The following is a 13,423-nucleotide window of genomic DNA, read 5'->3' on the forward strand; positions in this document are numbered from 1 at the left end:
CCAAGGGTTCCGCGACCGAGTTCCGCTACGGTCCAAAGACAGGTTGATATTTCGTTGATGTCCGGTTGATGATTACTTCCACAGGGAGCACTTCGACTCCGCCTTGGTCATGTAAGCCTGATCGCCTGGAATCGTCTGCACCAGCTTGTAGTAATCCCATGGGCGCTTGGATTCGGACGGCTTTTTCACTTCCATCAGGTACATGTCATGCACCATGCGGCCATCCGGACGAACCACGCCGTTGGAGGTGAAGAAATCGTTGATCTTGTTTTTACGCAGGTAGTCCATGATCTTGTCGGCGTCGGTGCTGCCGGTCGCCTTGACTGCCTTCAGATATTGCCCCACCGCTGATGCATCGCCGGCCTGGAACATCGTCGGCATCTTCTTCATCTTGCCGAAGTAGCGATTGCCCCATGCGCGCGACTGGTCGTTCATGTCCCAGTACCAGCCGTCGGTCAGGTACATGCCTTGTGTGACTTGCAGGCCCAGCGAGTGCGTGTCGGTGATGAAGATCAGCAAACCCGCCAGCTTCATGGTCTTGTTGACGCCGAATTCATTAGCTGCCTTGATGGCGTTGATCACGTCGCCGCCCGCCACTGCCAGGCCAAGAATCTGCGCCTTGGAAGATTGCGCTTGCAGCAGGAAGGAAGAGAAGTCGGACGTTGCCAACGGCGCACGCACCTGACCCACGACGGTGCCGCCGCCAGCCTTGACCACATCGCTGGTGTCTTTTTCCAGCGATGTGCCGAACGCGTAGTCAGCCGTCACGAAGTACCACGACTTGCCGCCTTGCTTGGTGATCGCAGCGCCTGTACCACGCGCCAGTGCAGTGGTGTCGTAAGCGTACTGGATGGTGTAGGCGTTGCATTCTTCGTTAGTCTGGCGCGTGGTGCCGGCGCCAACCGAGATGAAGACCTTTTTCTTTTCGCCGGCGACTTTACCCATCGCCAGGCTGGCTGCCGAATTCACACCACCGACGAGCATGTCGACGCCGTCGCGGTCGAACCATTCACGCGCCTTGTTGGCGGCGATGTCGGCCTTGTTCTGGTGATCGGCAAAAACGAATTCGACCTTCTTGCCGTTGATGGTGCCGCCGGCATCGGCGATCGCCATCTTGATGGCTTCGATACCGCCCTGGCCGTCCATGTCGGCGTAGGTGCCGGACAGATCGGTGATGAAGCCGATCTTGATGGTGTCGCCTGCGGCGTTAGCCGCAGTCATGTTGCCTGCGAATGCTGCGCACATTGCAGCAGACATCGCTGCCAGTTTCAGAAATTTTTTCAAACCCGTCTCCTCTGTTGTTATGGTTCCACCGTAACGCGCAGCATCATGAATGGCTGCGCGCTACCTCCCTCTTTTTACTGCTTTACGCTGTACGCGGATCGTTCACCACAGCCTTGGTTTGTTCACCATCGACAAGACGCATCAGGCCCAGCGGATTCGCGTTTTGCAACGCTGCCGGCAACAGTTCGTCCGGATAATTTTGATAGCAGATCGGACGCAGGAAACGGTCGATCGCCAACGTGCCGACGGACGTGCCGCGCGCATCCGAAGTCGCTGGATACGGACCACCGTGCACCATCGCGTCACTGACTTCAACGCCGGTCGGGAAACCGTTGACCAGCAAACGGCCGGCCTTGTGTTCCAGCAGCGCGATCAGATCCTGATAGGCGCGCAGATCTTCCGGTTGCGCCTGCAAAGTCGCGGTCAGCTGACCGTGCATGTTGCGGGCGAAGTCGATCAGTTGTTCGCGGCTTTCCAGCTCGACGATGACTGTTGCCGGGCCGAACACTTCTTCTTCCAGCGGCGCATCCTTGGTGAACAAGACGGATGCTTCCGCCTTGAACAGATGCGGCACAGCCTGCGTATCGCTGCTGCCGCCGGCGGCAACGGTAACCACGCCAGGAACCTTGCTCAGACGCTCCACGCCACCACCATAGGTCTTGAGACCGGCGCTGTTGAGCATGGTCTGAGGAGATTGTGCAGCCATCGCATCGCGCAGTTGTTCGATGAACTTGGTCAGTTCCGGCGAACGTACGCCCAGCACCAGACCCGGGCTGGTGCACAGCTGGCCGACGCCGACCACGACCGAGCCGATCAGATCGCGTGCAATCGCTTCGCCGCGTGTTGCCAGTGCTTGCGGCAACAGGATGATCGGGTTGATGCTCGACATTTCGGCGAACACCGGAATCGGTTGCGGACGCGCTGCCGCCATGTCGCACAATGCACGGCCGCCGCGCAGCGAACCGGTGAAACCGACCGCCTGAATACCTGCGCTCTTAACCAGTTGTGCACCGACGCGATCGCCGTAAATCATGTTGAAGGTACCGGCAGGTACGCCACTGCGCTTGACTGCGCGTTCGATGGCATCAGCCACCCGTTCGGAGGTGATCAGATGGCCGCTGTGCGCCTTGAACACGACCGGGCAACCGGCTGCCAATGCGGCTGCGGTATCGCCGCCGGCAACTGAAAACGCCAAGGGGAAATTGCTGGCGCCGAACACGCCGACCGGACCAACGCCGATACGGTATTGACGCAGATCGGGACGCGGCAACGGCTGACGTTGCGGCAGTGCCGTATCGATGCGCGCACCGTAAAAATCGCCACGGCGCAAGACCTTTGCGAACAGGCGCATCTGGTTGCTGGTGCGGCTGCGCTCGCCTTGCAGACGGGCTGCCGGCAAGGCGGTTTCGCGCGACACTTCAGCGATGAAGTCGTCGCCAAGGGCGTCGATTTCTTCCGCGATGGCGTCGAGGAATTTGGCGCGTGCTTCAGACGACAAAGCGCGATAGACAGGATAGGCAGCGCTGGCCGCGTCAACCGCTGCGGTGACTTCTGCTTCGGTCGCGGTCAGAAATGGAACTGCGTGTGCTTCGCCGGTCGCTGCTGCGATGCTGAGCAACTTGACGTCGCCCTTGCCGCTGCGTGTGCCGCCGATGTAGTTATGTCCGAGGATGGTCATTTGTCTCTCTCCGTTTACATCGATTGTGTGAGCATGCGTGTGTAGTCGTCTTCCGACGCGACACGCGGATTGGTCTTGTGGCTGTGGTCAGCCAGCGCCCCCTTGATAATCTTGGGGAACATGTCTTCGGTCACGCCCAGTTCGGCCAGGCCGGTCGGCAAGCCGAGGCGCTTGCTCATGTCCTTGATGGCAGGGCCGATATCGGCTTCATTTGCCAGACCCATGGCGTGCGCCATGCGCGCCAGTTTCTTTTCCTTGATGACCGACTCCGAATCCTTGTTGAATTCAATGATGGCAGGCAGGAAGATCGCGTTCAATGTACCGTGATGCAGACGCGGATTGATGCCGCCCAGCGAGTGGCTCAGGCTATGCACGCAACCGAGACCCTTCTGGAATGCCATCGCGCCTTGCATCGATGCGCTCATCATGTTCAGACGCGCTTCGCGGTCGTGCGGTTCTTTGGTAGCGCGTTCGATATGCGCCCAGGCGCGCCACAAACCGTCCAGCGCGATACCGTCAGCCGGCGGATTGAAGGACGGCGCCATGAAGGTTTCCAGGCAATGCGCAATCGCGTCCATGCCGGTGGCCGCAGTCATCATCGCCGGCAGATTCAGTGTCAGTTCCGGATCGCAGATCGCCAAGCGTGGCACCAGATACGGCGACAACACGCCGACCTTGCGGCCGTCGTCAAGAATCAGAATCGCACCACGACCGACTTCGCTGCCGGTACCCGCAGTGGTTGGAATGGCGATCACAGGCGCCGTCTTGGCGGTGATGTTGGCCAGGCCGCCTTCGATCAGAGCGAAGGACTTCAACGTGCCTTCATGCGTGCCGCATACGGCCACGCCCTTGGCGAGGTCGATCGACGAACCGCCGCCGACGGCGATGATGCCGTCACAGGCGCCGTCGCGGAACATCTTGACCGCAGCGCGCACGGCGTTTTCATTCGGGTTCGGGGGAGTTTGATCAAACACGGCGACTTGTGCGCCGTCTTTCAGCTGGGCCACGACCTTGTCGAGGATGCCGGCGTTGCGAATACCCATGTCGGTGACGATCAGCGGTTTACGAATACCGATGCGGTCGCATTCCTGCTGCAGCAGCGCGAGTGCGCCGTAGTCGAACTGAACCTGGGTAATGTAGTTAATCAGTGCCATTACATAGCCTTAAAGTTATAGATATACTTGCAATGCCATTCAGATCCGGCAGTCTCCAAATGTCTTTGCGCACGGCATTTCCCTACGCAAATCAAGCTTTAGAGGCGAAACTGTATGCCAATCATCACGCTTTGCCTAATGAGAGCTATTGATACAGCTATAACTCGGACTCATACATAATAATGCAAGATATCCCTTCCCTCAGCTCTATCACTTCCCGCCTGCATCTCAAGCAATTGCGGCTCCTGACCGCGCTGGCCGACCACGGCTCGCTGCTCAAGGCGGCGGAGCAGGTTGCACTGACACAACCCGGCGCCAGCAAGGCTTTGCAAGAGATTGAGACGACCTTGGGCGCAAAGCTGTTCGTGCGCACCAACCGCGGACTGGAAGCCACCGACCTCGGTCATTGCGTGATCCGCTACGCCAGACTGATCCAGACTGACCTGGCCCACCTGCGCGAGGACATGATCGGCATTCTGCAAGGTCATGGCGGGCGGCTGGCGCTGGGCGTGATCATGGGTGCGGTACCGCTGCTGACCGATGCGCTCACGCGCTTATTGGAGAAGCGCCCCGCCCTTTCCGTAGAAATCGTCGAAGACACCAGCGCACGGCTGCTGCGGATGCTGGATCAGGGCCGGCTCGACATGGCAATCTGCCGTACCAGCATCAGTCAGCAGCCGCACCTGTACGACAGCATCAATATCCATAACGAAAAGCTTGCCGTCGTGGCCAACATCCACCATCCGCTCGCGCAGCAGCAGACGCTGCAATTGAGCGATCTGGCCGACTCGCGCTGGGTGGTCTATTCGGCCAACATGCCGATGCGCCTACTGCTGGAACGCGAATTCCACGAAGCCAATCTGCGCTTCCCGCTGCATCTGCTGGAAACCACCTCGGCCTTCACGACCTTGTCCTTGTTACAGAGAAATCCATCTTTCGTCGCGCTGATGTCGGTCGACGTGGCGCAGTTTTGCACTCGCTTCGGCATGACGACCATCCTGCCGCTGCCACTGCAGTCGCGCAGCGAACCGTATCAGTTGGTGACGCGTCACGGCAGCATGCGCTCCTCGGTGGCGCAGTTGTTCATCGACGAATTTGCTGAAGTGCCGCCGGAGCTGGCGTAGCTGCGCTACTGATTGCAAACGTAAAAAAAAGCGCTCCGGTCGGGAGCGCTTTTTTGTGGGTGCCTGACTTGGTGACAAGCTTGGCCCTAAACGTCTGCTTATTTGTTCGGCTGCGGTGTGATGCGCAGATAAGGACGTGGCGAGGTGTAACCCTTTGGATACTTTTGCTTGATGACTTCTTCATCCTTGACCGACAACGGGATGATGACGTCGTCGCCGTCTTTCCAGTTACCTGGTGTTGCGACGGTGTAGCCGTCCGTCAGTTGCAGCGCATCCAGCACGCGCAGCACTTCGTCGAAGTTGCGGCCGGTGCTCATCGGGTAAGTGATGATCAGGCGCACCTTCTTCTTCGGATCGATGATGAAGAGCGAACGGACCGTCGCTGTTTCCGACTGATTCGGGTGGATCATGTCGTACAGGCCGGCGACTTTCTTGTCGACGTCGGCAACGATAGGGAAACCGACCACGGTCTTTTGCGTGTCTTCGATGTCCTTGATCCATTGATTGTGCGCTTCGGCGCCGTCCACCGACAACGCGATGGCCTTGACGTCGCGCTTGTCGAATTCAGGCTTGAGTTTGGCAGTCAGGCCCAGCTCGGTGGTGCAGACCGGCGTGAAGTCGGCCGGGTGCGAAAACAGGACAACCCAGGAGTCGCCCGCCCATTCGTGAAACTTGATTTTGCCGATCGAAGAATCTTGCTCGAAATCCGGCGCGGTATCGCCCAAACGTAAGGTCATCTTAGTCTCCTAGTAACGAATTGGTCAGGGAAACGCGCTTCGTATCCGTCGCTGCAACCACGCAGCGACGCAATTGGCAATGAACAACTGTGCGGATCGTGAAACGCGCTCTTAAACAGGACGTTAACTATAGCGTCTATGTTGATCGCGTTCCAACAACTATTAACGCCTAACCTAATAACCGCGGGCTATGACAAATTCACGCGCCGCTGAACGCAAGAAGTTGGCAGGACGACAAATGAGAGGAAGGTGAAAGCAAAGCGACGATGCCGGTCAGGTCATCGTCGTTAAGAGAGCAGAGAGACGAGAAAGCTGTGAAGTTCTTAGCGGACGGCTTGCAAGCTTTGCAGGAACTGATCCGCGCTCTGATAGCCGATTACCCGCTTGCCCGGCAATTCGCGTCCCTGCCGGTCAAACAGGATGATGCCCGGTGGCCCGAAGAGCTGAAAACGTTTGAGCATGGCTTTGTCGTCGGCATTGTTGGCGGTGACATCAATCTGCAGCAAGACCATTTGCGAGAACTGTTCACGTACGCGAGCATCGGTGAAGGTGAATTTTTCCATCTCTTTGCAGGAGACGCACCAGTCTGCATAGAAATCCAGCAGTGCCGGTTTGCCGCCGGTCTGCGCCAAGGCGGCGTCCAGTTCGGCAATCGAGCGTACGCGCACAAAGTCGGTATGCGCGATCTGAGTGGCACCACCACCACGCAAGTGCGACAGTGGCGCCAATGCATCCCGCCCGCCGGTGGCGACGCTAACCAGTTGCAGCAATCCCAGGACAGCAAACGCCAGACCAAAAGCACGTGAGATCCAGCGCGCCGGCTGCCGCCACAGCAGATAAGCGCCATACGCGATACCCAGTGCCGCCCAGCCCGCAACGAACAACCACGCCGGGATAACCGGCGAGACCATCCACAATGCCGTCGCCAGCATGAGCACGCCGAAGAAGCGTTTGACAGCATCCATCCAGGCACCGGCGCGTGGCAACAAGGTGCCGGCCGATGCGCCGATGATCAGCAAAGGTACGCCCATGCCGATCGCCATGGCGAACAAGGCGCTGCCGCCGAGTACCACGTCGCGTGTCTGACTGATATAGAGCAAGGTGCCGGCCAGCGGTGCCGCGACGCACGGTCCGACGATCAATGCAGAGATGGCCCCCATGACAAAGACACCGGCCAGCTTGCCGCCACCCTGCTGCCCGGATACCTGCGTCAGTTTTGATTGCAGCGCCGCAGGCACCTGCAACTGATAGAAATCGAACATCGACAGCGACAAGCCAATCATCAGCAGAGCGAACAAGCCCAGCACCCAGGGATTCTGCAATGCCGCGGAGAGACCTTCGCCAATCATGCCGGCGGCGACACCAAGAGCCGTGTAGACCAGCGCCATGCCGAGCACATACGTGACCGACAGCAGCAGGCCGCGTCCGCGACTGGTCTGCGCGCCCTCACCAACAATGATGGATGACAGAATGGGCACCATCGGCAACACGCAAGGCGTAAATGACAGGCCGATGCCAAACAGGAAGAACAAAGACAACACGGCCAACAACTTGCCGCTCTTGAGAATTGCGGCGATCTTGTCCATGTCGGAGGCACCCGCTTCGCCGGCATTGTCTACATTGGCTGGATCAGCCGCATTGGCGGCTTTGACGACTTGTCCGACAGCGTCCGGCGACATGGTCGCGACGGTATCCATCGGCGGATAGCACAAGCCCTGATCGGCACAACCCTGCCCGGTTGCCGTCAGTTTGAACGCGCCGGCGGCGTCGACCGGAATGCGAACGCTGACGCTGTTGCGATAGGTTTCAACTTCCTTCTGGAAGTTGTCGTCGTACTTCACTTTACTGTGCGGAAAATCAGGCTGGCCGAGCGTCGCACCTTCCGCCTTGAAATGGAAACGGTCGCGATACATGTAATAGCCGTCGGCAATCGCATAGTTGATTTCCAGCGTCTTGGCGTCGAGCATCGTGGCGGAAAACTTGAACGCGACTTCGGGGGCCAGATAGTCCTCTGCGTGCGCGGTCGTCGGCAGCATCAACAATGCAACCGACATGGTTGCAACGATAGCGACGAACAACTGCAGCGCAGTCAGCCAGTTTTTCCAGCCTCCTTGTTTTCCCGATTGGTCTGATTGTCCCCATTCGGCACCGCTTCGCGCGGCAACCTGCAAACGCTTAAACATTCAACTCTTTCCTTGTTTCTGCCACGATCCAGTTCAGATAGGCCGGCAAACCGGCCGCGATCGGGATCGCAATAATCTCGGGCACATCATACGGGTGCGCGGCTTTGATCGCCGCTTCCAGTTCGGCGTAGCGCGCCTGCGTCGTCTTGACCATCAGCGTAACCTCGCTGGCGTGCTCGATGGCCCCCTGCCATTGATATACCGACTGTACCGCAGGCATGATATTGACGCAGGCGGCCAGCCTCTTTTCCACCAGAGTACGCGCCATGCTGTTGGCCAGCTCGGCGTCCGGTACATTGCTCAAGACGAGCAGAGTTTGTTCCATGGCAATTCTCCCCGAGAGTGGCGTTGCAACCGGCATCAAAAACGACGGCGCGTAAAAATCATCGCCACATAAAAGCCGCCGCAACAATACACTGCCAATATCGCCAGATCCAGCAAAGGTGTCTGCGGCCAGCCGCCAAGCACCAGCGGGCGCACCAGATTGACGGCCGCGCTCAGCGGCAGAAATTGCGATATCAGCTGCAGCCACGACGGTAGCTGCGCAACCGGATAATACACGCCCGACAGGAAAACCATCGGCGTCAGAATCAGTGTGAAATAGTAGGTGAAGAAATCATAACCGCGCGCGAGTGCATTCATGATCAGACCCAGCGCCGCGAAGGTCATGCCGGCGAAGAACAGTACCGGCAACACCAGCAGCACCTGCACATGCAGGCCGATGCCGAGCGCGAACATCACGCAGAGAATGGCGACGCCGCTGAACAAGGATTTGGTGGCGCTCCAGAGCAGCTCTGCCAACACAATGTCGTCCAGCGCCAACGGGGCATTCATCAGCGCATCCCAGGTGCGCTGCACGCTCATGCGCGAATAAGCGGAATACAACGCCTCGAACGACGACGCCATCATGACCGACATGCAGATCGAGCCGGATGCCAGATAGTGGATGTAAGGAATACCGTCGACTTCCTTGAGCATGCTGCCGAGGCCGTAGCCGAAGGCGATCAGCGTAATCAGCGGATCGGCAATGTTGCCCAGGACACTGGCGACCAGGAGCTTTTTCCAGACCAGAAAATTACGCCGCCAGATCGGATAGAAACGCAGCGAGAATGCGGGAATGGCGTAGAGGCTTGTCATGTCGGGTCCTTGGTTCTCGATGTTCTCAATCGCGCATCTCGCGGCCGGTCAGCTTCAGGAAAAGATCTTCCAGATTGGCCGGCCGATGCAGATAGCGCAGCCCCTGCGCATGCTGCAGGGTGGCCAGCAACGGCCGCACGTCGTTGGTGTAGCAGAACACCGTTTCACCGCTGTATTCGACGCGAGAGGCATTGCCGTGACCGTGTTGCTCAGCCCAGGACCTGGCGCTTTCGCCGTAGACTTCCAACACTTCGGATTCAATATGCTGCGCGATCAGACTCTGCGGCGAGCCCTCGGCAATCATCTTGCCGTGATCGATCACCGCGAGACGGTCGCACAGGCGCTCGGCTTCATCCATGAAGTGCGTCGTCAGCAAGATCGTCTTGCCGCGCGCAAGCAGGCTCTTGAGGCGCTCCCAGATCATATGGCGCGCCTGTGGATCCAGACCGGTGGTCGGTTCATCCATGAAGAGCAGATCGGGATCATTGACCAGTGCCCGCGCAAGCGTCAGACGACGCTTCATGCCGCCAGACAGCTCGCCAATGCGCGCGTCTTTCTTCGCGGTCAGGTTAGCGAATTCGAGCAGTTCCGGAATCCTTAATCGCGTCACGTCGTCGGCAATACCAAAATAGCGCGCGAAGACCAGCAGATTCTCTTGCACTGTGAAATCAGGATCGAGATTGTCGGCCTGCGGTACGACGCCGACACGCATGCGCGCAATGCGCGCGTGATCGGGAATCTGTTGACCGTTCAGCAGAATCTCGCCACTGTCAGGCGTAGACAATCCGAGACACAGGCGCAACGTCGTTGTCTTGCCCGCGCCATTAGGACCGAGCAGACCATAGCATTCGCCACGACGCAGCGCAAAACTGAGGTCATTGATGATGGCTGTACGTTCAGCGCCGGAGCCAAAGGCTTTATGTAAATTGCGGACTGAAAGTATCGATGTCTCTGTGGTTTCTGCCATGTTGTCCTTGTGGTCGCCTGTCACGCTGACTGCCGTTCAATTCAACCCACGGGTTCGTGCCTTATAGCTGTCTGTCCTGATGATCGTTTGATCGTCCAACTGCTTAGATAGCACGTGGCGATCTGTACCTCAGACTCTTCGACCGTCTGCAGCTTTGGTCGTTTCATGTACTGCCGACCTTACAAGCGCATCCGCATTCTGAAACCCGGAAATGCAAAAAGCCAGGCAGAGCCTGGCTTTTCTTCATCGTGCTTGACGCGATGTCTGCATGCAGCTGAGATTACTCAACGCTTGGCGCTTCTTCGGAGACGTCTGGACGATCGACCAGTTCAACGAAAGCCATCGGTGCGTTATCGCCGACGCGGAAACCCATTTTCAGGATGCGCAGGTAGCCGCCGTTACGGGTAGCGTAACGTGGGCCCAGTTCGGAGAACAGCTTGCCGACGATTTCGCGGTCGCGCAGGCGGGAGAATGCCAGACGCTTGTTAGCCAGTGTATCGGTCTTGCCCAGAGTCAGGATAGGCTCGACAACGCGGCGCAGTTCCTTGGCTTTTGGCAAAGTTGTCTTGATGGCTTCGTGGCGCAGCAGGGATACTGTCATGTTGCGCAGCATTGCCAGGCGGTGCGAGGAAGTACGATTCAGTTTACGGAGACCGTGACGGTGACGCATGATATTTCCTTTCAGATTACAGTTTTAATCCAGCTCTTCTATCGGCAGTGTCTAGTTGCCGCGGACCGGTATCGATTAGGTTATTGCCTGTTGCCAGGACTTGTCGCTTCTACTACGGTGCTGCTTGATTCAGTTCTGACTTGCTTTGTCTGGCGAGCGATCTCTCAAGCGCTCGCCATCATTGCAACAATTACTTTTCCAGGCCGGCTGGCGGCCAGTTTTCCAGCTTCATGCCCAGGGTCAGACCGCGGGATGCCAGAACTTCCTTGATTTCGTTCAGGGACTTGCGGCCCAGATTCGGCGTCTTCAGCAGTTCATTTTCGCTACGTTGGATCAGATCGCCAATGTAGTAAATGTTTTCGGCCTTCAGGCAGTTTGCCGAACGGACAGTCAGTTCCAGATCGTCGACCGGACGCAACAGGATAGGATCGACTTGCGGTGCGCGCGATGGTGCTTCGGCAGTCGCTTCGGTACCTTCCAGAGCAGCGAACACGTTCAGTTGATCAACCAGGACGCGGGCCGATTGACGGATCGCTTCTTCAGGGGTGATCACACCGTTGGTTTCGATATTGATGACCAGCTTGTCCAGGTCGGTACGTTGTTCCACACGCGCCGATTCAACAGCGTAGGAAACACGGCGCACTGGCGAGAACGACGCGTCCAGGATGATGCGACCGATGGTCTTGTTTGCATCTTCGGACAAACGGCGAACGTTACCCGGCACATAGCCACGGCCCTTTTCGACCTTGATCTGCATGTCCAGCTTGCCGCCTGCTGTCAGATTGGCAATCACGTGGTCAGGATTGATCAGCTCAACATCGTGCGGCAGATCGATATCCGATGCCAGCACCACGCCTTCGCCTTCCTTCTTCAGGGTCAGAGTGACTTCGTCGCGATTATGCAACTTGAAGACCACGCCCTTCAGGTTCAACAGGATGTCAACGACGTCTTCTTGCACGCCGTCGAGGGAAGAATATTCATGTACGACGCCGGCGATGGTGACTTCGGTTGGGGCATAACCGATCATCGACGACAGCAGAACGCGGCGCAGCGCGTTGCCCAGAGTGTGGCCATAACCACGTTCGAACGGCTCCATCACGACTTTTGCGTGACCGGCGCCGAGCGCTTCAACTTCGATAATACGTGGCTTCAACAAACTATTTTGCATGAAATGTCCTTTTCAATACCCTCGGTTCGTTACACCGATAAGGCTGATGGCATGTCGGAAAAATGCCCACCGATAGGTGGGCACAGGGAAAATCAGGGTACGGATTAACGCGAATACAGTTCGACGATCAGCGATTCGTTGACGTCGTTAGCGATTTCGTTACGGTCCGGGGAAGTCTTGTAAGTGCCTTCCAGCTTCTTCGCATCAACGGAAACCCACGATGGGAAACCGGACTGCTCAGCCAGCGACAGCGCTTCAGCGATACGCACTTGCTTCTTGGCCTTTTCGCGAACGGCAACAACGTCACCAGCCTTGACTTGGTACGAAGCGATGTTCACGACGATACCGTTAACAGTCAGCGCCTTGTGGGACACCAGCTGACGCGCTTCGGCGCGAGTCGAGCCGAAGCCCATGCGATAAACGACGTTGTCCAGACGCGCTTCCAGCAACTTCAGCAGTGTTTCACCGGTGTTGCCCTTGCGACGGTCCGCTTCAGCGAAGTAGCGGCGGAATTGGCGCTCGAGCACGCCGTAGATACGCTTGACCTTTTGCTTTTCGCGCAATTGGTTGCCGTAGTCCGAAGTGCGAGCACCGGAAGTGCGACCGTGTTGACCTGGCTTGGAATCCAGTTTGCACTTGGAATCCAGCGAGCGGCGTGCGCTCTTGAGGAACAGGTCGGTGCCTTCGCGGCGGGAAAGTTTTGCTTTTGGTCCGATATAACGTGCCACGGTATTTCCTTTATTAAATGACGTTCCAAGACCATCGCTGGCCTGAACGCTAGTTTGATCTGCGTGCTATCAAACAGTGGGCTTAAGAACAAAACCCGCCAAGGTCATTGGCGGGTGATTTCCGACACTTTCGCGTATTCGGCGAAAGCGCAAGATTATACTACAGATTAGATACGACGACGCTTTGGTGGGCGGCAGCCGTTGTGCGGGACCGGAGTCACGTCCTGGATCTGGGTGATCTTGATACCCAGATTGTTCAGTGCGCGGACAGCCGATTCACGACCTGGGCCTGGGCCCTTGATGCGAACTTCCAGATTCTTGATACCGCATTCGATTGCAACCTTGCCGGCAGCTTCAGCAGCGACCTGGGCAGCAAACGGAGTCGATTTACGCGAACCCTTGAAACCGGCACCACCCGAAGTCGCCCAAGACAAAGCATTACCTTGGCGATCAGTGATCGTGATGATGGTATTGTTGAACGAAGCGTGAACGTGAGCTATACCTTCTGCAACGTTCTTCTTAACTTTCTTGCGCACACGTGCTGCTGCGGCGTTATTTGGGGCTTTTGCCATAATTATTTCCTTGATTCCGAA

At 57.5% G+C, this 13,423-nt stretch carries 13 protein-coding genes; 1 reads left to right on the forward strand and 12 read right to left on the reverse strand.

Annotated elements, in window-relative coordinates; translation table 11 throughout:
- Positions 1–72: 72 nt before the first annotated feature.
- The 3 genes from PQR63_RS00360 to gbd all read right to left on the reverse strand — a co-directional run bounded on the left by PQR63_RS00360 (position 73) and on the right by gbd (position 4,116).
- On the reverse strand, positions 73–1,257 hold the full coding sequence (locus PQR63_RS00360) for an ABC transporter substrate-binding protein (protein ID WP_408165342.1): 1,185 nt from the start codon (positions 1,255–1,257) through the stop codon (positions 73–75).
- Between the two features lie 109 nt (positions 1,258–1,366).
- The gene (locus tag PQR63_RS00365) at positions 1,367–2,962 is read right to left on the reverse strand and encodes an aldehyde dehydrogenase (NADP(+)) (RefSeq protein WP_408164691.1); all 1,596 of its coding nucleotides are present in this window, start codon (positions 2,960–2,962) and stop codon (positions 1,367–1,369) included.
- A gap of 14 nt (positions 2,963–2,976) precedes the next feature.
- Positions 2,977–4,116, reverse strand: a complete 1,140-nt coding sequence (gene gbd, locus PQR63_RS00370; protein WP_408164693.1) for a 4-hydroxybutyrate dehydrogenase — start codon at positions 4,114–4,116, stop codon at positions 2,977–2,979.
- 182 nt (positions 4,117–4,298) lie between these two features.
- Between gbd and PQR63_RS00375 the strand changes: the two genes are divergently transcribed.
- Positions 4,299–5,240 (forward strand): LysR substrate-binding domain-containing protein, encoded by a 942-nt coding sequence (locus PQR63_RS00375; protein ID WP_408164695.1) that lies wholly within the window; start codon positions 4,299–4,301, stop codon positions 5,238–5,240.
- A 98-nt stretch (positions 5,241–5,338) separates the two neighbouring features.
- Here the strand turns inward: PQR63_RS00375 and PQR63_RS00380 are convergent, their stop codons facing one another.
- The 9 genes from PQR63_RS00380 to rpsK all read right to left on the reverse strand — a co-directional run bounded on the left by PQR63_RS00380 (position 5,339) and on the right by rpsK (position 13,402).
- Positions 5,339–5,977, reverse strand: a complete 639-nt coding sequence (locus PQR63_RS00380) for a peroxiredoxin (RefSeq protein ID WP_408164697.1) — start codon at positions 5,975–5,977, stop codon at positions 5,339–5,341.
- A gap of 323 nt (positions 5,978–6,300) precedes the next feature.
- On the reverse strand, positions 6,301–8,031 hold the full coding sequence (gene dsbD, locus PQR63_RS00385; RefSeq protein ID WP_408165344.1) for a protein-disulfide reductase DsbD: 1,731 nt from the start codon (positions 8,029–8,031) through the stop codon (positions 6,301–6,303).
- A gap of 121 nt (positions 8,032–8,152) precedes the next feature.
- The gene (gene cutA, locus PQR63_RS00390) at positions 8,153–8,485 is read right to left on the reverse strand and encodes a divalent-cation tolerance protein CutA (RefSeq protein WP_408164699.1); all 333 of its coding nucleotides are present in this window, start codon (positions 8,483–8,485) and stop codon (positions 8,153–8,155) included.
- Positions 8,486–8,520: 35 nt separating this feature from the next.
- Positions 8,521–9,297 (reverse strand): ABC transporter permease, encoded by a 777-nt coding sequence (locus tag PQR63_RS00395; RefSeq protein WP_094565758.1) that lies wholly within the window; start codon positions 9,295–9,297, stop codon positions 8,521–8,523.
- Positions 9,298–9,322: 25 nt separating this feature from the next.
- Positions 9,323–10,264 (reverse strand): ATP-binding cassette domain-containing protein, encoded by a 942-nt coding sequence (locus PQR63_RS00400; RefSeq protein ID WP_408164701.1) that lies wholly within the window; start codon positions 10,262–10,264, stop codon positions 9,323–9,325.
- A 280-nt stretch (positions 10,265–10,544) separates the two neighbouring features.
- The gene (gene rplQ, locus PQR63_RS00405; RefSeq protein ID WP_050479914.1) at positions 10,545–10,934 is read right to left on the reverse strand and encodes a 50S ribosomal protein L17; all 390 of its coding nucleotides are present in this window, start codon (positions 10,932–10,934) and stop codon (positions 10,545–10,547) included.
- A 190-nt stretch (positions 10,935–11,124) separates the two neighbouring features.
- Positions 11,125–12,102 (reverse strand): DNA-directed RNA polymerase subunit alpha, encoded by a 978-nt coding sequence (locus PQR63_RS00410; protein ID WP_007875351.1) that lies wholly within the window; start codon positions 12,100–12,102, stop codon positions 11,125–11,127.
- Positions 12,103–12,206: 104 nt separating this feature from the next.
- Entirely contained in the window at positions 12,207–12,830 is a 624-nt protein-coding gene (gene rpsD / locus PQR63_RS00415) for a 30S ribosomal protein S4 (RefSeq protein ID WP_016836019.1), read from the reverse strand.
- Between the two features lie 167 nt (positions 12,831–12,997).
- Entirely contained in the window at positions 12,998–13,402 is a 405-nt protein-coding gene (gene rpsK / locus PQR63_RS00420; protein ID WP_007875349.1) for a 30S ribosomal protein S11, read from the reverse strand.
- Positions 13,403–13,423: the final 21 nt, after the last annotated feature.

It is taken from the genome of Herbaspirillum rhizosphaerae (genome assembly GCF_046025915.1).
Taxonomy (GTDB): Bacteria; Pseudomonadota; Gammaproteobacteria; order Burkholderiales; family Burkholderiaceae_D; genus Herbaspirillum; species Herbaspirillum rhizosphaerae_A.